Source organism: Wolbachia endosymbiont (group A) of Cydia strobilella (assembly GCF_964026745.1).
In the GTDB taxonomy this organism is placed as follows: Bacteria; Pseudomonadota; Alphaproteobacteria; order Rickettsiales; family Anaplasmataceae; genus Wolbachia; species Wolbachia pipientis.
Map to the genome: position 1 here is coordinate 618,250 of NZ_OZ034694.1, position 19,786 is coordinate 638,035.

Sequence of the window (19,786 nt, forward strand, 5' to 3'; positions counted from 1 at the left end):
ATATGAAAAAGGAAATTAGAAACCTAAAGATAGCATCGGTATTGCATAGAGCAATATCAAGAGTTCTAATGGAAGGTAAGGTGTTCAATAAAAATGTAGCGGTATCTGACGTAAAATTAAGTAAAGATTTGAAAAAAGCAGATGTATATATTGTGTTATCTTCATTGAATATTCAAGTAGCTGACTACTTAGATCCAGAAAAAAGACGCACTGGAGATCCTTCTGAGAATAATTGTGATATTAATACTGTTGTTAATGAAATGAACCAATCTGCATGGTCAATACGTAAATCTATATTGTGTTATGTTGATTTGCGATTTATACCTGAACTAGTTTTCAAGCCTGACTTAGCGTTCGATAATTTTGTTAATGTAAGCAAAATATTACATAATCACACTTAATTAATGCATTTCAATCGTTACTTTTCATTAATGAGGTTGCACAGTTTAACAGGTTTGTGGCTTGTGCTATTTCCCAGTTTGAGCGGTATTCTTTTAGCCTCAACTTCTCTATCATATCAGGCTCTTTTTCTCCTTGTTTTGTTTACTATAGGTGCATTTTTAATGAGACCCGCAGGGTGCATAATCAATGATATCTTCGATAGAAAAATAGATGCGCACGTTGAACGAACAAAATATAGGCCACTTGCAAGTGGTGCATTAAACATAAAGCAGGCTTTGGCTTTACTTTCACTGTTACTGTCTATTGCCCTGGTAATCTTATTATTAACTAATAAAACTACACTTATACTTGGAATAATCTCAATGTGTATGATAGCTACTTACCCTTTATTAAAGCGGTATGTTTGGTGGCCACAATTGTTCTTAGGGTTTACCTTCAATATGGGATCGCTCATGGGCTCAGCAGCAATAACAAACCAGATCAGTATAGAATCCTTGCTGTTTTATATAGGATGCGTCTTTTGGACACTTAGCTATGACACCATATACGCCCATCAAGATAAAAAAGATGATGAAAAACTCGGGATGAAATCTACCGCATTATATTTTGGTGATACAACAAAATCTTGGTTGAAAAGATTTTATTTAATATCTCTTATGACGTGGCTATATGCTGGTATCTTATCATCATTAAATAACATTTTTTATATTGCTCTACTTGCTGTAGGGTTCATATTTCACCGCCAATACAAAAATTTCAATCCTGACGATCCCAGTCAATGCATGTCCATATTTAAAAATAATTCCTACGTAGGGTTGCTGCTCTTTTTCGGCATTCTTTTAGATAGAATTATCACCTAGGTCTCAAGAGTTTCGGCTCTAATGAAATCAATAGACTCAGGTAGCCCGCAGAAACAAAAAAACTTGCTTGACAAACTCCGCCAGCCCTCTTATCATGAAACTGAAGCTATTGTATTTGCTTTCGCCAATCTGCAGATTAAAAGGTAAGGATTACTTAATGTATCGGCGTCTTATGTTCAATTTTTTGCAGTATATAGATACTGTATGTCTTTACAAAACTTCATCTACATCTAGATTTTTATCTAAATAAGCTGAACGCGCTTATAAAGCGTTACAAGACATCAAAAAATGCCAATACTCGACAGAGATAGTAAAAGACTAGCTAACTCGGGGGTTCTTTGTCTTTTTTTCTGCTTAGTAAATTTCTTAAACATTTGCAGCGTAAGTTAGTTGCAATTAAAAGCGGCTGAATCTCGCTTGTCAAGCGTTTAAAACATAAAAAACGCCAATATTTTAAAGCGGATAATAACCCCAGGGCTTCTTTTGCCTTTTTTTTCATTTGGTAAATTTCTTAATATTTACAGCTAAACAACAACCGTCATCCCTAAGTATCCCGCTGCTTGTTAGCGGCTGAGATACCGCGAATGAATCGCGGTATGACGGTTCGCGGCAGGATGACGATAAGCTCGTCATCCCACTACTTGTTAGCGGCTAAGAGATACCGCGGCGGTATAGCTATAGGATGACAAAAAAAAGGGCACTGTGACGGACTTAAATCACAATTATCAGTTAATGCCAATCGCGGCATTATAAAAAACGCCAAACTTTTTTCTGCTTTTATGCAAGAAGTCTAGTCCATATATTCCTCCCACTTCTCCGCGACTTTCCTTACTATTTCCTCACTCATCTCAATTTTCTTTCCCCACTCTCGTTTGGTTTCAGGCGGGATTTTATTTGTCGCATCAAATCCCATTTTACCTCCAAGTCCACTTTCAGGGGAAGCAAAGTCTAAATAATCAATAGGTGTATTTTCTATCATGATTGTATCACGCACAGGGTCCATCCTCGTTGACATTGCCCACATTACTTCCTTCCAATCACGTACATTTATATCATTATCAACAACGATAATAAACTTCGTGTATAAAAACTGCTTTAAAAAAGAAAGTATGCCCATAACAATTCTTTTTGCCTGCCCTGGATAGGATTTTTTTATCGACACTATCGCTATTCTATATGAGCAACCTTCCGGTGGCAGATAAAAGTCCACTATCTCTGGAAATTGATTGATAAGAATGGGCACAAAAATTTCATTGAGTGCTTCACCAAGAATCGATGGTTCATCAGGTGGCTTGCCAGTGAAAGTGCTAAGATATATCGGGTTTTTACGCATAGTAATTGCAGTAATATTAAATTCTGGAAATTGCTCAACAGAATTATAGTAGCCAGTGTGGTCTCCATATGGTCCCTCATCTTGATATCTATCCAAACTCACATAGCCTTCCAGAACGATTTCCGCGTGAGCTGGCACTTGAAGTGGAATAGTCTTACAATTTACAAGTTCAAGCGGCTTCTTTCGCAGCAGTCCAGCAAATTGGTATTCTGACAATGTTTCTGGCACTGGAGTTACCGCAGCAATAATCGTTGCAGGATCACTACCGATCACAGCAGCAGCAGGAAATTTCATATTTCTGCCTTCTTCCTTCCAACGCTTATGGTGAGTTGCGCCACCCCTGTGTGCAAGCCAACGCATTAGTGTTGTTTTTTTATCTATAACCTGCATACGATATATTCCAAGATTAAAATTATCTTGCTTTTCTTTCGTGGGTCCTTTCGTTACCACAATTGGCCAGGTGATAAGTGGTGCAGGTTCATTTGGCCAGCATGTTTGAATGGGCAGTAGACTTAGGTCCACTTCATCTCCGGTTAGCACTACCTCTTGACATGGAGCCTTGCTCACGACTTTACTTCGCATCGATAACACGACTTTCAACAAAGGAAACATTTTTATAGCATCCTTAAAGTTTTTTGGCGGCTCAGGTGATTGCAAAAATGCTAAAAGTTTACCAAGATCTCTTAGTTCATCAGGGTTTATGTTCAACCCCAATGCAATCCTCTTAATAGTACCAAATAAATTCACCAAAACTGGAATCGAATTTTTGCCATTTTCTGTGATAACATTTTCAAAAATGATCGCTGGCCCTTTGCTTGACAAAACTCTGCGATGAATTTCTGTCATTTCAAGAACTGTTGAAACTTCCTCCTTAATCCTAATCAGATCTTTTTTTTCTTCTAAGGCTTTGATGAAGTCACGTAAGTTGTTGTACATATTCCAGTTTTTAAAATTTTAAGTTTACATTTAGTTTTCAAGCACTTTATTGAAATTTGACCTATGCACTACTTTCCTGCCTAGCGAGCTTTCAGTTAATTTGAGATCAAATCCTCATATTGCTTACTAAGTTTGTATTTCCTTCCTCTATTGGAAAAATCTACAATCTTGATAAACCCCATTTCCACCCACTTTTTACAAAGTTGCGCACTGGTACGAGGCTTAAAATTAAATAGTTCGCCAACCTGACTAGCTGTAATAGCGGAAAACTCCTGGAAGAGCTCAAGAGCTTTGCGTTGTTTAGGATCAAGCTTACGTATAAGATCAGTCTGATCAGCGTGGTATTCTTCTTTATTTATACGTTGTAAAACGTTCTCAAATGAATTTGCCATACCTTCTACGAAATACTCCACCCACTTAGTAATATCTGCTTCAGCTCGTCCCATGTAATAGTTGTGCGATGGACCTATACTGATTGCTTCATAATACGCTCCTAGATTCTTAGCATAATATTCTTCCAATGAATAAAGTCCTTTTAGGTCATACCCACCAAGGTGTAAAATTAATGTAGTCAACAATCTTGCAGTACGACCATTACCGTCATAGTAAGGGTGAATTGTTACAAATTGATAATGCGCAATACCTGCAATAATTGGGCAAGGCACTTGCTCACTGTTACGAATCCAATCAATCATACTGCTCATGAGCTTTGGTACATCCTTTGCTTCAGGTGGCATATAAATTATTGCACGTGTAAGACTATCGCGGATAACATTTTGACCATCACGATAAGGTGTTGATTTTATTTTAGATTTTCCACTTGCTATTACTAGAGCATGTAGTGTTTGAACAGCTTTCTCAGTAATGGGTATTCTCCTTGCTGCCCATTGTTCAACTTGAGTTAAAGCTGCATAATATCCTTTAACCTCATTTTCATCTCTCCTATATTTTGGAAAGTGGCTTTTACCACTTAAAACCTCTTTAATCTGTTTAGGTTCAAGTCGATTTCCTTCAATCATAGTAGAATAGTGTGTGGTATAAAGCCGTGCAGTTTCACGAAGGGACGAGAGCATCGATACAGTGAGTGGCAAATGTAACACTTTTTCTTTTGCTGCTTCAATCTTCATAAGGCAATTAGCAATTTTAGAAGTAATCGTATAATTTGGCATCGGCATAATATCTGCATTACATTACTTCTATATTATGCTGATAAAATGCAGATAATACAACATTTACACGACGCCGACCATAAACAGCAATAAATTCGGCTGATTGAGAAAGAAGTTTGTCTTGTAGAATAGCTATTTCTTTTTCTCTGCCAATTATTGGTTCACTCATATGTTTATTCCGCGGAAAATTATACACAGCGGAAACAACTTAAATCTATGCTCCGTGCGCTTTTGCTGTTTGCATCTTAAACTTTCTGATTAGTTTTGCGCTTAGTTTTTATTGTTAAAGTTTGCATTTGAAGCAAAACTGGTTATAAAATACACTTGATACAAATGTTTTCATACATTAATATTAGATGCTTCTTTTAATATACAGATAAATGTGTACTAAAAGTTTTATGTTGTAGGTTTTTAAATAAATTGTATGTCTAGAATATCGTTTTTATTGATCCTTATACTGGCAGTAGCAAGTTTACCAGTAATAAACAATTGGCTTTCAAATCGCAGCCAAATGCTAAACGATGATTATATAGGTGAGAAATTAGATAATTATATAAGTAGAAATTTTGATAAGATCGTAAAAACTCTCAAAGAGGAGTCGATTAAAAGTAGTTACGCTGCTCGAGATAACGCGACCAAAGGTAAAATTTTACAGTACAAAAATGAAATATTCGACTCCGCTTATCCTTACTCAGGAAATGAAAATAGTAGTGTTATAGCTGTAGGCTTCCTTGACTATTCTTGTGGACATTGCAAAGCTATAAAGAATGATATAAAGCAGTTAATTAACGACGGCAAAATTAAGTATATCTTTAGGGATGCTCCAATACTTGGTAACGCTTCTTTAAAGGCAGCAAAAAGTGCTTTAGCTGTCTATTTTCTCGATAAAGAAAAATATTTCGATTTTCACCATGCTGCTTTAAGTCACAAAGGAGAATTTTCAGACGAAAGCATATTGGATATAGTGAAAAACATAGGGATTGATGAGGACGATTTTAATGATTCCATAAAAGATAACGCGGACAAAATTGAGCAAATGATAAACAACAGTAGGCTTCTAGTAAGAGATTTGGGAGTAGGTGGTACACCTTTTTTAATAATTGGAGATAGCCTGTTTGTAGGAGCAACTGATTTGAATGTATTACGCAAAAAAGTAGATGAATTAAGTCACAAGCAAGGCTAGTTACAGTTTGCCATAAAATTTTATTTTTTTGCTTGACAACTCAAATGAACCTGAGTATAGTAACTGTGGGTGTGACAGCAGTTTAACTCAGTAGTCTCATCCACTTTCCATAGCGTCATTTACTATGTGAAACGCTTTCAAATTACAACATTTTCTTCAACCAAACTATTTTACTTTCACAGGAGGGTATATGTCATTCACAGAAATTAGATTTCCAGAAAATATATCTTATGGTTCCACTGGAGGACCGGAATTTTCCACTGACGTTGTAACAACTCACAATGGTTGTGAACAGCGCAACATCAATTGGTCTCATGCACGCACTAGATACAACATAGCTTACGGGGTCAGATCAAACGAGCAACTACTAGAACTAATAACATTTTTTCATGCACGAAAAGGTAAAGCAATAGGGTTTCGTTTTAAGGATTGGTCGGATTTTATAGCCATTAATCAAGAGATTGGTATAGGAGATAACAAAAAAACGACTTTTCAGCTAATCAAAACTTATGTAAGTGGGGAAGATAAGCATATACGTATGATCAAAAAGCCAGTACATGGGACAGTAAAGATTTATTTAAATGGTAAAGAAGAGAGTGAATATTCAGTAAATTATTCAACTGGAGAAATAACATTTATGAAGCCACCAGTAAAAGATGTGATAATCACTGCGAGCTTTGAATTTGATGTGCCCGTGCGCTTTGATACAGATTACTTAAACGCTTCTATTGATGACTATGGAAGCAATAGCTGGAATAATATCCCCTTGGTGGAAGTGAAATTTTAGTTATAAGCGAGCATAGATCCACATCATAGTAGGGCTACTAGTCTACCATAAATTGAAAAATTAAGCACCACTGAGGCTCTATACCTAAATGAGCCTCAGTATATGCAATTATTTTAAACTTTATCACCAGCTATATACTACAATGTTGCTGAGCTTTGCTAACATTTACACTTGAAGCTTGGGGAGATTCTAACTCAGTGCTTTTTTCTTCCTGCAAAATAGAAAGCTTCAACAACTCCTTTAGAGTTGATTTTGCAAGTGTTGTATCATCTTTGTTTAAGATGTAGTCTAGCATGCCGTTTTTCTGTAAGAGATTAACAAAATATCTATCTCCCTCATTAAGAACCTCTATCTTGTTAAGAGGTTGTCCGGAAACAAGTAAAAGGCTATAAGAGGTTGTCCGGAAACAAGTAAAAGGCTATAATATCTGAAATTTTAGTACGGGGTAAAGATGAGAAAAAAGTATCCAACAGATCTAAGCGAAAGGGAATGGGCAAGAATAGAAAAACACTTCAGAGTATCATACAAGAAAGGAGGAAGGCCGCCAAAGTATAGCAAAAGAGAAATATTAGAAGCAATTTTCTATGTATTGCGTACAGGGTGTCAATGGCGGTATTTACCAAATGATTTTCCGCTATGGAAGACTGTGTATGAGCAGTTCAGGCAATGGAAGAAGCAGGGAATTTTTGAGAAAATGAATTATGAAATTACAAAATATAGTAGAAGAAAAATAGGAAGGAATGAGCAGCCGAGTGCCTGTATAGTAGATAGTCAATCTGTAAAGACTACAGAAAAGGGGGGATCAAAGGCTATGATGGAAGTAAAAAAGTAAAGAGTAGAAAAAGGCATATAATTACAGACACTCAGGGTTTTATACTAGGTTGTTACGTAGGCGCTGCTAACGAAAATGATAGAGATGGTATTAAAATAGCATTAAACAATATGAGAACAAAATATACTAAAGTTAAAAAAATGTGGGCTGACATGGGATACCAAGGAAGAAATTTAAAGAATCACATAAAGGAAGAATATGACATAGATATTGAAATTGTTAAAAGGCCTCCATGTAGATTTTGGGTGCACAAAGATACGCCACCTGAGCTACTACCAACAAGAGAACAAGGGTTTAAAGTACAGCCAAGAAGATGGGTTGTAGAAAGGACTTTTGCTTGGGTTAATAGGAATAGAAGGCTATCGAAGGAGTATGATTTACTCACAACATCCACTGAGAATTTCATATACCTAGCTATGAGTAGGGTTATGTTAAAGAGGGAATATGCTTGAATTTACTAGTTTCCGGACAACCTCTAAAGGTTTCCATATAGTCTGCTTAGTTTTAGTAAGCTCCTGACTATCTTTTAGCAATGAAGAATTATTGGATATCATCATTTCTTTGCCTCACTTGTTAACGATAATTTAATAATAACCCAATTAATAATTTCTGTCAATAATTAATTATGAAAAACAAAGTTGCAATTTGAATAGATAAGCTATAAGTAATATACGACCAGCAATAGCCATACAATAGACTTCTTGTATAACCCACACTAAGTAGAAAAAAGGTGTCATCCAAGTAGCTGACACTGCTCTCCTTTGTCATTCCAGTGCTTGACACTGGAATGACACCGAAGGGGCTACTGCCGTCTTGGATGGAAACCAGTGTCAGAACTAGTTAACCATGGGGCTTCTTTTGCCTTTTTTTCCATTTGGTAAATTTCTTAAATATTTATGGCTAACATGAAGCTAAGTACGAACTTTGTTAAACATAACAAATGGTGCCATTCCAGTGCTCCTTTTTTTGTCATCCCAGTGCTTGACACTGGGATCCAGTTTTCCATATAATCTCATCGAAAATGTTGTAACCACTTTCTGTGCTAGTTTGCTTGCTTACAAGCAAACTTTCCTGGATCCCAGTGTCAAGCACTGGGATGACATCATAGGGACACTGGGATTACACCCTGACAATCGTCATCCAGCTACTTGTTAGCGGCTAAGAGATACCGCGAATGAATCGCGGTATGACGGTTCGTGGCGGCATGACGATAACCTCGTCTCACTGCCATTAAGTTAAGGAAAAAAGATAGATTTTATGGGATAATGATGTATACCAATAAGTTTAAAGGTAGTATGAGTAAAAAAGGCAGTAATAAAATTTATTCAAAATGAATTGGCAAGTCTAGAATTTATAGAATCCCATAAATCATCTTCAAAAGATTTTATGAGAAAGAGGAAGTTATCTTTTATTGACATATTTATCTTAATTTTAAGAAAAAGTGTAAAGTCGCTGCAAGTAATACTAAACGAATTTATTTTATATAGGAAAAAAGACTATACCGTTACTGCTAGTGCTTTTAGTCAAGCAAGAAAAAAAATGAAACACAGTGCATTTTCAGAAATTAACGAAGGTGTGGTTTCCTTGTACTACCAAGACCAAAAATTTAAAACTTGTTTTGGCTTTAGAGTGTTAGCTCTTGATGCCTCCAAAATCATTTTACCAACAAGCGTTGAAATAAAAAATGAATTTGGCTCAAGAAAAATACGTAACCAAAAACCAAAAGATTTAGGTGATTATGCAAGTGCAACCTTTGCGGTTTGTTAAGATGTGCTAAATAATGTTGCCATAAGGTCAGTGTTAGATAGAGGTAACACTCATGAAATTAACTTAGCAGATGAAATGCTTAAAGTTGTAAATACTAATGACTTACTGATTTGTATATTTATCTTATAAATTTCTTTCTAGCCTTACAAAAAGAAAAATTGCTTATGTCATTCGATGTCCCAGATCATCTTTTAATGAAGTGAATGCTATGTTTGAAGAAAAAAGCCCATCTAGTGTTGAGGTTACCATATGTGCTCAGCGTAAGATAAAACAAGAAAATAGTGGAATAACGCTTCAAAGTGGTACTGCCATCTGGTGAAATTGAAGTGTTAGCTACATCATTAATGGATGAACAAAAGTTTCAAACTGGAGGATTTAAGGAGTTATATTTTTTACGCTGGGGAGTTGAGACATTTTTTGCAAAACTCAAAGGAAGACTAAGTCTAGAAAATTTTACAGGAAAAAGTGTTGAGTCTGTTAAACAGGATTTTTGGTCAGCTATCTTTATTAGCAACCTAGAAAGTGTTATGACAGAAGATGTAGAAGAAGCGTTGAATATGGACTTAACCGATGATAAGCTTAAGAGGAGCATTAACAAATCTGTCTCATTTAACGCGATCAAAAACTTGGCTTTCGACATTTTTGCTACGGAATCAGATACTTACTGCATTATGGATCAATTATCAAAGCTATTTTTGATGAACACTTTGGCGGTAAGAAAGGGAAGGAAAGTTGATCATCATAAGGTACCTTATCTTCGTTCGTTCAATTACCAAAAAAGGGTTAGAAAACACATATTTTGACTAGAGGTAGTATTCATATCTTCTGATAATAACTGGGTAGCTTATTGCCATAGCTTCTGTAAAATGACTTCTAAACAAACTATTTCTTAAGTAATTTACACTTCAGAGTTTATCTGCTTTAAAGTTTACTCTATTCTGTTTCAGTATTTGTCATAAATCCTTAATTATTTCTGACTTTTTAGTTCAGTTTTTAACCATTCTTTCCTTAACTTAATGGCAGTGAACCTCGTCATCCCGCTACTTGTTAGCGGGATCTCTTGTTAGCGGCTGAGATACCGCGAATGAATCGCGGTATGACGGTTCGCGGCGGTATGGACGTAGGAAAACCTTTCTTGGGTCAGCTATAGAGACTCTCATCTTTAGCGAGCTTCAAGGTAATTGGTTGCTATTTGCGAAAATATTCGCATAATTTAAGTAACATTACTTAATAAAAATTAACTATGGAGCTTAATAAGATTGCAGCATCGATTTTACTTTCTGGGCTAATCATTATGATAGTTAGTAATGTAGTTGATATGCTTTACAGTCCAGAAGAATATAAGATTGAACACCAAACGATAGTAGCTGCTGGCAGCAATGAGTTCCAGCAAAAAATCGAGCAAGTGGCGCTTGATATTGGAGCGCTCATGCAGAATGCTAGCTTTGAGAAAGGTAAATCAGCAGCAAAAAAATGTATAGCCTGCCATAGTTTTGAGAAAGGTGGAATGAATAAAGTAGGACCAAACTTATGGAACATAGTTGGAAATAAAAAGGCCCATCTTGGTAACTCATTCAATTACTCAAAAGCAGTGCTTGAAAGAGGTGGAAAATGGGGGTATGAGGAGCTATTTGCCTTTTTAAAGAACCCAAAAGCCTATATAAAAGGTACACGTATGGCATTTGCAGGTATTTCCAATCCACAAGAAATTGCAGATCTAGTTAGTTATTTGCATCAATTGAGTGATAGCCCGGTTGCTTTGCCAAAGTAGTATGGATTATTGTAAATTGTTTGATGGAAATAATGGTCACATAGCATATCGAAAGCTACAAGGAAAGAAAGCTTCTGTAGTTTTTTTCGGTGGATTTGCATCCAATATGGATGGAACTAAAGCAACTGCTATTTACAAATTTTGCCAAGAAAATGACGTAGCACTTGTGCTATTTGATTATTTTGGTCACGGTCATTCAAGTGGTAATTTTATTGATTACACGATAAGTGATTGGCAAAAAAATTGTGCTAAAGTAATGAGTGAATTAACTAGCGATAAACAAATAATTATAGGTTCAAGTATGGGAGGATGGCTGATGTTGCTCACTGCCCTTCAATTTCCAGAAAAAATTGCAGCACTAATTGGTATATCGTCTGCTCCCGATTTTACTGAAGATTTGATATTCAAGCAATTGTCAGGCAAGCAAAAAGAAGAACTAGATTCTAAAGGTGTAATAGATTTTACTTCAGAGCATTGTACATACAAAATAACTAAAAATTTGATCGAAGATGGCAGAAAGAACCTTCTTTTAAACAAAAAGACAATAGATATAAACTGTCCTGTGCGCTTGCTGCATAGCATTAATGATAAAGATGTTCCTTATCAAACTTCATTGAATTTAGCTGAAAAAATTAAGTCAACCGATGTTGAAGTACACTTAATAAAATCAGCAGAGCACAATATGTCTGACAATCATTCACTGGAAGTTTTATTTAAGACCATTAGAGAATTTTGTAACCAGACTGCATTCTGTGATTTTTAGCAAAACACGATTTTTCATTTGAGCTTTCTTCAACTTAAAATAAATACAGAAAATTGCTGCCTATAGCTAAACTGACTTAGATTTACCGACAATTTGAAAAACCGTCATCCCGCTACGTGTTAGCGGCTGAGATACCGCGGCGGTATGACGGTTCGCACCATCACACTTTGGAACCTTACAGATATTGAGCAAATCCAATAATATCCTTGATTTCTTTTATATTATGGGTTGCAATTTCTGCTGCTTTCTTTGTGCCTTTTTTTAATATTTCATGTAAATGGAATTGGTCTTTTAAAAGATCATTCATTTTCTCACGTATGGGTGATATAACACTGATAATTAAATCAGCTAACTCTTTTTTGAAGTGCTTCATGTCATGTTTGTTCACTTCTTCACATACTTTTTCTGCATTTACATTACTAAGCACTGAATAAATGTTTATCAAATTGCTTATTTCTGGTCGGCACTTTAAAGTAGCAAAGCCTAGAATTGAATCTGTTTTTGCTTTTTCTATTTTTTTGACAATTAAGTCATCCGTATCATCAAGGTTAATGCACGAATGTTCTGAAGGATCAGATTTACTCATCTTGCTTGTGCCATCCCTTAAGCTCATTATCCTTGATGTGCAATCCAAAGTTAAGATTTCAGGTACGATGAAATAATCCAGCTTATAATGATTGTTAAAAGCTGATGCAATATCACGTGCAAGCTCCAAATGCTGTTTTTGATCATCACCAACAGGAACGTATTTAGTTTGATACAACAATATATCTGCAGCCATAAGTACTGGATAACTATATAATCCAAGAGAGGCTTTTTGTTTATCGCTGCCAGCTTTATCTTTAAATTGAGTCATGCGATTAAGCCAACCAATTGGTGTATAGCATCCAAGCAGCCAGCCCAGTTCTGCATGACCACTAACTGTGGACTGACTAAAAATAATGGACTTTTCTGTATCTATTCCGCATGCAATATAAGCTGCTGCTGTTTTGAAAATATTACTTTTTAATTCACTTGCGGGAAGCTTATTTGCTGTGATTGCGTGTAGGTCGACAATACAAAAAAGAGATTTGTATTTATCCTGTAAGTCTATCCACTGTTTGATTGCACCAAGATAATTACCTAAATGTAGTACGCCACTTGGCTGGATACCTGAAAAGACAATACTTGTCATTATACATTTACCTCATGCTAATCGCTTCCACAATCAGCAGATTTCTTAGAAAGAATAACCATTGCAGGACGGAGCAACCTATTTTTGATAGTATAGCCAGTTTGTAGTACTTCTACAATGGTGCCAGGCTTTTTTTCATTGTCTTCTCTTTCCACAACAGCTTGGTGTAAATTACTATCAAAAAGCTCACCAAGTGGATCTACTTCCTCTATTCCATGTTTTTTTAGATCATTTATAATTTTTTGATAAGCTACTTTAATCCCCTCATGAACAGGATCACCGTCTTTCAAAATTTCCATTACTCTTTTTAAATTGTCGCACGAGTCGATCATATCACGTGCAAGTTTTGTGACTGCGTAGTCACTTGCATCGCTAATTTGCTTTTGCATTATACGTTTGACGTTTTCATTATCTGCAACAGCACGGCGTAAATGATCTTCAAGCTGAACTGCACGTTCTTTTAATGTATTGAGATCTTCATTTAAATCATCAGTTTGCTTATGGTTATCACTTTGTTGGTCGTCACCTTTCTGCCTACTTACCATATCAGCAAACTTCTTCTTTTTCTCCTTACTGCTATCTGACATATCATTACCCTTAAGAATCTAATAAATATATAACAATTAATCTGAAAATATCAAGCGCCAGCTACATTCGTCTTTCTATGCTCGCATTTAAAAAGTTAATTAAAGTAGTTTTATAAAAAGAATCAGAAAAAGTACTAATATCATTTTGTGCCATATTAATGTAGTGTCTAGCTTTTTCCATAGAAAGCTGAATGGCATTATGGTGATTAATATAGTGTAATGCTTGGTCAAAATTGTGTCTAGCTGAAGAAAAGCATTTTTCCCAGAATTTTTGCTCTGCTGGACTGCCCTTTTCGTATGCTATAATAGCAGGTAAGGTGACTTTACCTTCGAAAAAGTCTTTTCCGACTTGCTTTCCAGAAGTGCCTTGATTAGCAGTATAATCGAGCATATCATCAACTATTTGAAATGCCATACCAAAATTAAAACCAAAATTCTTTAGCCTCTCTGTTTCGTCATTTGTTGCACCAGATACTGTTGATGCAGCTTCACAGCATGCAGAAAATAAAGATGCTGTCTTTTCTCCAATGATATCAAAATAATTTTCCCTGACTGTGTGGGGGTCAAAGCGTGCTGTCATCTGCTTTATTTCACCCTTCACAAGTAAATGCGATGCTTTAGATAAAATAGAGAGAATATTTAAATTTCCACACTCTATAAGCCATCTAAATGCTAGAGTCAACAATAGATCACCAACTAAAATGCTTGATTTATTTCCCCAAATCTTATTCGCTGTTTTAACTCCATGGCGTGCTTCACTTTCATCGAGCACATCATCATGAAGTAAAGTAGCATTGTGTATAAACTCTACCGATGCAGCAACGTTGATCCTATTCTCCCCAGAATAGTTTAGCATTTTACATATAATAAAAACTAGTTTAGGCCTTATTTTTTTTCCACCTGACCTAACAAGATGAGATATAATATCAGTAGCAAGCTTAGCATCTTCATCATTGACATTTTTGAAGACAAAGTCATTCATAGCTGACAAATCAGAAGATACAATATCGTCTAATTTATCGCTGTTTGTTAAATCAGTATTTAGCATTTTAAGAGACTTATGCCTCTTGCCCTTGTGCTTTCTCGTTCTCTACTTTCTTCTTTTCTGTTTTCTTTGGTTCTGTTTCTAAAGTTACTATGCCTTTTTTGATAAACCACAGTACTCTTTCAGTTGCCTGCGCGCCTACACTTAGCCAATGTTTTAATCTATCAGCTTTCACCACAACACGATTTTTATTGTCTTTTGGTAACATTGGATCATATTGTCCTATTTTCTCAATAAAACGCCCATCTCTTGGTGCTCGTGAATCAGCTACAACTATCCTATAAAAAGGGCGTTTCTTTGCGCCAAACCTCGCCAACCTTATTTTAACTGCCATGTTAACCTTTATTCATATATTAGCCACAATTTTATACAATGAGCCGTTTTAAGTCAAATGAATTATACAACTTTTGCACCTTATAATATAATTACCAATAATGTAGGGCAGTGCCGGGCGCACAGCTATACGAACATTCATTTTTGAAGGTAAATTGCACAGCAAATGGTGTCATTCCAGTGCTTGACACTGGAATCCAGCCTTTTTTTAATCATTAAAACGTTGTATTTTAACATAAAACGGCTACTTTTATGCTTACCAACTTAATAAAATTCCTGGATCCCAGTGTCTGGGCACTGGGATGACATCCTTTCTAGTGAAGATTGCTCTCAAATCGCAATGTTCGTACAGTTGTGTGTCTGGGCACTGGATGCGTTTGAAGCAACTTATAAGATTTTTGACTATATATTATCAAGTATAGCGTGATTAATTTCGATTTTATACTTTGATTCCAGATAGCTAATTAATTGCTCTTTTAGCGATATCATCACACGTTTTCCGGTGTCAAGCGTGTTTAATTTGCCATTTGATGAATGCATTTCTTTTAGAACACCTATTATAATTTCATTATTGTATTGAATAGGATCTGTCACTGAACCAGTTGTTTTCATATTGAAAATCTCTTCTACAAAAGAAAAGGGGTAGTTTTGTTGATCCACTTTATTGCGGTGCATCTGCTGACCTTTAACTAATTCCACACCTTGAATTTCTTCCAAATCTGTTTTTTCTCTTAGTTGAACTGCAACCTCTTGCCCGAATTTAAACATTCTTTCTTTTATAAACTCACTACGCCAAAGCTCTACCGCTAATGCCTTGCCTTCTTCAAAACTTTGCAATTTGGGTGGAAAGATATCGACGATTTTTACACTAACAACGGCGTCCCCAACGCCCTTAAAATAACCTTTCTGATCCTTTTCTCGCGAAAAAATGAAAGAAATCAAATCACCAGAATCTCCTACGTTATTACCGCTTTGATCTTTTCCACTCGCATCTACTGGACCAATAGTTTGTATAGGTAAATTATATTCACTCAATATTTCTTCAATTTCTGAACCATTGTATATCTTATAGTTCACTTGGTTTATGAAATCATTGACTCTTTCAAAAGACTTTTGGTTAGTTAGAACTGACTTTATGTCTTTTTTTAAATCAACTAAGTCTTCATCAGAGATTTGATGCGCACTTTCCACTTTTACTATGTGCCAACCAAAACTGCTTGCTAAAACTTCACTTACTTCACCTACTTTAAGAGCAAATACCTTCTCTCTCACGTCTTCTGGTAAAAAATCCTTAGTTATATTATTTACTCTAGTTTCCTCAAGTTTTGCTTTGCCAAACTCTTCTACTATCTGTTCAAAGCTTGTTTTACCCTCCTCAAATGCTCTTCTTGCTGTCTCAGCTTCTTCTTTGGTAGAAAATATTGCATTGAATATATCTCTTTGATTTTTAAGTTCTTGTTGTTCTATTATACCATCAACTTCTTCATCTGAGATCTTGATTTGATCTTCAAAATACTTTTGGCCTAGGGAAATATATTGCGCAGTTCGATACTCAGGATAATAAAAATGGGATTTATTTCTTTCGTACAAATCAAGTAAGGCTTGATCATCTGGTTCAGGAATGTTTGTAACTGCATCTTCAGTTATTTTAACAATATCAACTACTCTAGTTTGGTAGCGACTTTTGTATATCTGCTCATCAATTTTCTCGCCAAAAGTTACTGGATAATTATCTTTAAATAATGAAGTCATGAACATCATTGCAGGCAGGACTTTCTCTAGCTTTGCTATATACTCTTTCTCTGTCATATGCAGGTCATTTAGCGTTTCATAGAATTTATTTTTGTCAAATTCACCTTTATCATTTTGAAAGTATTTGGTGTTTTTAATATGGTTTTTTATAGATTCTTCTCCAACTGTCAACCCCAGCTCACTAGTTAGGTTAAACAATAGTTTTTGCTCTATAAGTGCGTTAAGCAAATCATATTTCAGCTTTTTTACTTGTTCTCTACTCGCATCAGATCCAGAAATTTGTTTTCCATAATTTTGATATAGCGACTTATACTCATCTGACGTTATAACTTCTTTTCCAACCCTAGCTACCTCTTCTTTTTCATCATCACCTGATAAAAGGTTGCCAATTCCCATGAAGATTAACAAGCAAGCTAAAAGGACAACGGTTACTTTAGTGAAAAAATTTTTAACATTCATTTTAAACCCAGTTAATTAATGATTAATTATAGAATAGTGATAATTTAATGCTTGTAAACCTGTTGCTTTATTAGCTAATATATATAATATTACAATATATTAACTTAAAATTTAACTCTCTAATCTTAAATAGGAACATATGTTTAACTGAGTTATACTATACCTTAGGAAGGGGAAATATTTTGTTTGAAATATGCTTAAAGGTAAGCGCATTTAATTAACTTAAGAGGTGGGAAGTGACAAACAAAAAGTTATTGAATGACAAAATTAATGCTTTTTTAGTTTTAATAGTTTATATTTTAGCTCTGTATAACAGTAAGGGATACTTTAAATGGGAGATGCTTTTTTGATGTCAATGGAATCTTCTAAGGGCAATAACGATAGAAATAAACAGTTTCTAGTGCAAATAGCTGCTTGGTTAGTAGACAACACTGGTTTAACTTTTAATCAAATAGCACAATGTTGCAGATTGGCCCTTGAAGAAGTACAAGACATAGCTGATGAGGAAATAGAAGTAGAAAAATATAACCCTATTATTTCTGGAATAATTACTGAAAAAGAAATCGATGATTGCAAAAAAAATCCAAATCGTGTACCAAATTTGATTATAAAAAATATAAAAAAAAGGAGTAAAGCGATTGGTAGCATTCTTGGCTTTGCCTCTACGGCAAGACGTAGAGATAAACCTGATGCGATTTATTATTTAGTAAAAAAATTTCCTATCTTGGACAATAACGTTATAGCTAAATTAATTAGTACAACAAATTACACAGTTGAGCAGGTAAGAGATGGATCTCATCATAACATGCAAAATATAAAACCCCAAGATCCTGTACTACTCGGCTTATGTAGTCAAGAAAATTTAGAAGCAGAAGTGGAAAAAGCAAAAGTAGAAGAGGAGAAGCAAGAAAGGTTAAAAAAATATAAAGAATAGCTATTGAAAATCCTCAAATTTTTGTGTTTTGTTAACATTAAATTAACTTGACTTGCTAGTGTTTATTAGTATAATGTAAGTAAAGTACGGGGTTTAATGATAATTAAGCTTAATACGCACTGAAACTAACTCAGCCTAATTTATTATCTTATAGTCACATTTTAGGTTAGTAAGCATCAATTAAAATTTTTGGAGGATTATGACAACAATCAATGAAGATGTTTTGGCAAAAGGAAAGGTTACAGCTCAACCTGAAAAAAGTGAGCAAATTTACAATAACGATACAGTAAAACAGATGGTCAATGAAGGTACTGAGAAAAACAGAAAAACATTAGATCTGAGCGAATTAAAAGAGAAAACAGCAGAAGAATTGTTAGAGTTAGCTGAAGAAAGAAAAATTTCAACTAACGGTAAAAGCAATGGTAGAATGCTAAAGCAGGAAATAATATTCAGCTTAATGAAAAAAATGAGTGAAGAAGGAGGCATAACCACAGGGAGTGGAATAGTGGAAATATTGCCTGATGGTTTTGGTTTCTTACGTTCAGCAAGTGCAAATTATGCCCCAAGTACCGATGATGTTTATATTTCTAACGGGCAAATAAAGAAGTTTAATTTACGTACAGGAGATATGGCATATGGAGAAATAAGGCCACCTGGTGATAAAGAGAGATATTTTACTTTAACTAAGGTTCAAAGTATAAACTCTACTGAAGTAAGTGAATTAAGAAAGTACGTCCATTTTGATAATTTGCTTCCTCTTTATCCTGAGGAAAGCATAGTACTTGAGTGTAATAATGGTGATGATAAAAAAGGCTTAAGCATGCGTGCTATAGATATAGTAGCTCCTCTTGGAAAAGGGCAAAGAGCGTTAGTAGTTGCTCCACCTCGCACAGGAAAAACTGTATTGCTTCAGCAAATGGCTAACTCTATAGCTATAAATCACCCTGAAGTAGAATTAATAGTGTTACTTATAGATGAAAGACCTGAAGAAGTAACAGATATGATACGTTCTGTAAAAGGTGAGGTAGTAAGTTCTACATTCGATGAGCCTGCTTACCGTCACGTACAGCTTGCTGAAATAGTAATAGAAAAAGCTAAAAGAATGGTTGAGCATAAAAAAGATGTGGTAATTCTACTTGACAATATTACTAGACTTGCACGTGCTTATAATGCGGTTATTCCTTCGTCTGGGAAAGTTCTAACTGGTGGTGTAGATTCAAACGCACTGCAGAGACCAAAACGCTTTTTTGGAGCAGCTCGTAATATTGAGAATGGGGGTTCTTTAACTATAATCGCCACAGCTCTTATAGAGACTGGTTCAAAAATGGATGAAGTTATTTTTGAAGAGTTTAAAGGTACAGGAAATGCTGAGATCATACTTGATAGAAAACTTTCTGATAAACGTATATTTCCAGCTATTGATATTACAAAATCCGGAACAAGGAAGGAAGAGCTATTAGTTGATAAGGCTATACTAAATAAAATATGGGTGGTGCGTAGGATACTCAATCCTATGGGACCCGTTGAAGCAATGGAATTTTTACGTGACAAACTACTTTTAACAAAGAGCAATGCTGACTTTTTTAACTCCATGAATCACTAAAAGTAAGCCAGTTATGATGGATATGCTGAGCAAAAAGTAAAACGCTCTTATAGCTAAAATAATTTGGATTTACCAAAATATATTTATAGTTAAGTT

At 35.2% G+C, this 19,786-nt stretch carries 20 protein-coding genes and 1 pseudogene; 11 read left to right on the forward strand and 10 right to left on the reverse strand.

What is annotated here, in order from left to right; genetic code table 11:
* Nucleotides 1–2 precede the first annotated feature (2 nt).
* Together AAGD76_RS03030 and ubiA are read left to right on the forward strand one after the other, a co-directional pair.
* Entirely contained in the window at nt 3–401 is a 399-nt protein-coding gene (locus AAGD76_RS03030) for a ribosome-binding factor A (RefSeq protein WP_006279769.1), read from the forward strand.
* A 3-nt stretch (nt 402–404) separates the two neighbouring features.
* A complete protein-coding gene (ubiA, locus tag AAGD76_RS03035; RefSeq protein WP_341814981.1) occupies nt 405–1,262 on the forward strand; it encodes a 4-hydroxybenzoate octaprenyltransferase in 858 nt (285 codons plus the stop codon).
* Between the two features lie 790 nt (nt 1,263–2,052).
* Here ubiA and AAGD76_RS03040 read toward each other — a convergent pair.
* The 3 genes from AAGD76_RS03040 to AAGD76_RS03050 all read right to left on the reverse strand — a co-directional run bounded on the left by AAGD76_RS03040 (nt 2,053) and on the right by AAGD76_RS03050 (nt 4,869).
* A complete protein-coding gene (locus tag AAGD76_RS03040; protein ID WP_341820349.1) occupies nt 2,053–3,531 on the reverse strand; it encodes a UbiD family decarboxylase in 1,479 nt (492 codons plus the stop codon).
* Between the two features lie 95 nt (nt 3,532–3,626).
* On the reverse strand, nt 3,627–4,700 hold the full coding sequence (locus tag AAGD76_RS03045) for a Fic family protein (protein WP_341820350.1): 1,074 nt from the start codon (nt 4,698–4,700) through the stop codon (nt 3,627–3,629).
* A 16-nt stretch (nt 4,701–4,716) separates the two neighbouring features.
* Nucleotides 4,717–4,869: a hypothetical protein gene (locus tag AAGD76_RS03050; RefSeq protein WP_007548541.1), complete on the reverse strand. Its 153-nt coding sequence runs from the start codon at nt 4,867–4,869 to the stop codon at nt 4,717–4,719.
* A 255-nt stretch (nt 4,870–5,124) separates the two neighbouring features.
* Between AAGD76_RS03050 and AAGD76_RS03055 the strand changes: the two genes are divergently transcribed.
* Complete coding sequence (locus tag AAGD76_RS03055) at nt 5,125–5,883, forward strand: DsbA family protein (RefSeq protein WP_341820351.1); 759 nt, start codon at nt 5,125–5,127, stop codon at nt 5,881–5,883.
* A gap of 190 nt (nt 5,884–6,073) precedes the next feature.
* Nucleotides 6,074–6,670: a TIGR02217 family protein gene (locus AAGD76_RS03060; protein ID WP_264329612.1), complete on the forward strand. Its 597-nt coding sequence runs from the start codon at nt 6,074–6,076 to the stop codon at nt 6,668–6,670.
* A 130-nt stretch (nt 6,671–6,800) separates the two neighbouring features.
* Here AAGD76_RS03060 and AAGD76_RS03065 read toward each other — a convergent pair whose 3' ends face one another.
* Nucleotides 6,801–6,965 (reverse strand): hypothetical protein, encoded by a 165-nt coding sequence (locus tag AAGD76_RS03065; RefSeq protein WP_223823041.1) that lies wholly within the window; start codon nt 6,963–6,965, stop codon nt 6,801–6,803.
* A 156-nt stretch (nt 6,966–7,121) separates the two neighbouring features.
* Here AAGD76_RS03065 and AAGD76_RS03070 point away from each other — a divergent pair.
* Nucleotides 7,122–7,954, forward strand: a protein-coding gene (locus tag AAGD76_RS03070; protein ID WP_341820157.1) for an IS5-like element ISWpi1 family transposase whose coding sequence is annotated in 2 segments (ribosomal slippage) — nt 7,122–7,491 and nt 7,491–7,954 — 834 coding nt in all. Because the reading frame shifts where the segments join, the coding sequence is not laid out codon by codon here.
* A gap of 160 nt (nt 7,955–8,114) precedes the next feature.
* Here the strand turns inward: AAGD76_RS03070 and AAGD76_RS03075 are convergent.
* Nucleotides 8,115–8,285 (reverse strand): hypothetical protein, encoded by a 171-nt coding sequence (locus AAGD76_RS03075; RefSeq protein ID WP_156768664.1) that lies wholly within the window; start codon nt 8,283–8,285, stop codon nt 8,115–8,117.
* A 141-nt stretch (nt 8,286–8,426) separates the two neighbouring features.
* Between AAGD76_RS03075 and AAGD76_RS03080 the strand changes: the two genes are divergently transcribed.
* The 4 genes and pseudogenes from AAGD76_RS03080 (at nt 8,427) to AAGD76_RS03095 (ending at nt 11,803) form a co-directional block, all read left to right on the forward strand.
* A complete protein-coding gene (locus tag AAGD76_RS03080; RefSeq protein ID WP_341820352.1) occupies nt 8,427–8,657 on the forward strand; it encodes a hypothetical protein in 231 nt (76 codons plus the stop codon).
* Between the two features lie 159 nt (nt 8,658–8,816).
* Nucleotides 8,817–10,072, forward strand: a pseudogene (locus AAGD76_RS03085) (IS4 family transposase).
* A gap of 440 nt (nt 10,073–10,512) precedes the next feature.
* Entirely contained in the window at nt 10,513–11,040 is a 528-nt protein-coding gene (locus tag AAGD76_RS03090) for a c-type cytochrome (protein ID WP_010082469.1), read from the forward strand.
* A gap of 1 nt (nt 11,041) precedes the next feature.
* Nucleotides 11,042–11,803 (forward strand): alpha/beta hydrolase, encoded by a 762-nt coding sequence (locus AAGD76_RS03095; protein ID WP_012673268.1) that lies wholly within the window; start codon nt 11,042–11,044, stop codon nt 11,801–11,803.
* A gap of 175 nt (nt 11,804–11,978) precedes the next feature.
* On the opposite strand, the gene trpS is transcribed toward AAGD76_RS03095, so the two are convergent.
* From trpS to AAGD76_RS03120, 5 genes are all read right to left on the reverse strand, one after another.
* Nucleotides 11,979–12,977, reverse strand: a complete 999-nt coding sequence (gene trpS / locus AAGD76_RS03100; RefSeq protein ID WP_006280207.1) for a tryptophan--tRNA ligase — start codon at nt 12,975–12,977, stop codon at nt 11,979–11,981.
* Nucleotides 12,978–12,994: 17 nt separating this feature from the next.
* Nucleotides 12,995–13,564, reverse strand: a complete 570-nt coding sequence (locus tag AAGD76_RS03105) for a nucleotide exchange factor GrpE (RefSeq protein ID WP_012673267.1) — start codon at nt 13,562–13,564, stop codon at nt 12,995–12,997.
* Nucleotides 13,565–13,625: 61 nt separating this feature from the next.
* The gene (locus AAGD76_RS03110; protein WP_010962840.1) at nt 13,626–14,612 is read right to left on the reverse strand and encodes a polyprenyl synthetase family protein; all 987 of its coding nucleotides are present in this window, start codon (nt 14,610–14,612) and stop codon (nt 13,626–13,628) included.
* Nucleotides 14,613–14,622: 10 nt separating this feature from the next.
* On the reverse strand, nt 14,623–14,943 hold the full coding sequence (rpsP, locus tag AAGD76_RS03115; protein ID WP_006279266.1) for a 30S ribosomal protein S16: 321 nt from the start codon (nt 14,941–14,943) through the stop codon (nt 14,623–14,625).
* Nucleotides 14,944–15,344: 401 nt separating this feature from the next.
* Nucleotides 15,345–17,153, reverse strand: coding sequence for a peptidylprolyl isomerase (locus AAGD76_RS03120; RefSeq protein ID WP_341820353.1), 1,809 nt, complete (start codon nt 17,151–17,153; stop codon nt 15,345–15,347).
* A 331-nt stretch (nt 17,154–17,484) separates the two neighbouring features.
* Between AAGD76_RS03120 and AAGD76_RS03125 the strand changes: the two genes are divergently transcribed.
* Both AAGD76_RS03125 and rho read left to right on the forward strand, forming a co-directional pair.
* The gene (locus AAGD76_RS03125; RefSeq protein WP_010082495.1) at nt 17,485–18,087 is read left to right on the forward strand and encodes a cell cycle transcriptional regulator TrcR; all 603 of its coding nucleotides are present in this window, start codon (nt 17,485–17,487) and stop codon (nt 18,085–18,087) included.
* A gap of 199 nt (nt 18,088–18,286) precedes the next feature.
* Complete coding sequence (rho, locus tag AAGD76_RS03130; RefSeq protein WP_007549497.1) at nt 18,287–19,690, forward strand: transcription termination factor Rho; 1,404 nt, start codon at nt 18,287–18,289, stop codon at nt 19,688–19,690.
* The last annotated feature ends 96 nt before the right edge of the window (nt 19,691–19,786 follow it).

Coding starts and splice junctions, on each gene's coding strand:
- AAGD76_RS03030 (WP_006279769.1), top strand. CDS start 3: ATGAAAAAGGAAATTAGAAACCTAAAGATAGCATCGGTATTGCATAGA.
- ubiA (WP_341814981.1), top strand. CDS start 405: ATGCATTTCAATCGTTACTTTTCATTAATGAGGTTGCACAGTTTAACA.
- AAGD76_RS03040 (WP_341820349.1), bottom strand. CDS start 3,531: ATGTACAACAACTTACGTGACTTCATCAAAGCCTTAGAAGAAAAAAAA.
- AAGD76_RS03045 (WP_341820350.1), bottom strand. CDS start 4,700: ATGCCAAATTATACGATTACTTCTAAAATTGCTAATTGCCTTATGAAG.
- AAGD76_RS03050 (WP_007548541.1), bottom strand. CDS start 4,869: ATGAGTGAACCAATAATTGGCAGAGAAAAAGAAATAGCTATTCTACAA.
- AAGD76_RS03055 (WP_341820351.1), top strand. CDS start 5,125: ATGTCTAGAATATCGTTTTTATTGATCCTTATACTGGCAGTAGCAAGT.
- AAGD76_RS03060 (WP_264329612.1), top strand. CDS start 6,074: ATGTCATTCACAGAAATTAGATTTCCAGAAAATATATCTTATGGTTCC.
- AAGD76_RS03065 (WP_223823041.1), bottom strand. CDS start 6,965: ATGCTAGACTACATCTTAAACAAAGATGATACAACACTTGCAAAATCA.
- AAGD76_RS03090 (WP_010082469.1), top strand. CDS start 10,513: ATGGAGCTTAATAAGATTGCAGCATCGATTTTACTTTCTGGGCTAATC.
- AAGD76_RS03095 (WP_012673268.1), top strand. CDS start 11,042: ATGGATTATTGTAAATTGTTTGATGGAAATAATGGTCACATAGCATAT.
- trpS (WP_006280207.1), bottom strand. CDS start 12,977: ATGACAAGTATTGTCTTTTCAGGTATCCAGCCAAGTGGCGTACTACAT.
- AAGD76_RS03105 (WP_012673267.1), bottom strand. CDS start 13,564: ATGTCAGATAGCAGTAAGGAGAAAAAGAAGAAGTTTGCTGATATGGTA.
- AAGD76_RS03110 (WP_010962840.1), bottom strand. CDS start 14,612: ATGCTAAATACTGATTTAACAAACAGCGATAAATTAGACGATATTGTA.
- rpsP (WP_006279266.1), bottom strand. CDS start 14,943: ATGGCAGTTAAAATAAGGTTGGCGAGGTTTGGCGCAAAGAAACGCCCT.
- AAGD76_RS03120 (WP_341820353.1), bottom strand. CDS start 17,153: ATGAATGTTAAAAATTTTTTCACTAAAGTAACCGTTGTCCTTTTAGCT.
- AAGD76_RS03125 (WP_010082495.1), top strand. CDS start 17,485: ATGGGAGATGCTTTTTTGATGTCAATGGAATCTTCTAAGGGCAATAAC.
- rho (WP_007549497.1), top strand. CDS start 18,287: ATGACAACAATCAATGAAGATGTTTTGGCAAAAGGAAAGGTTACAGCT.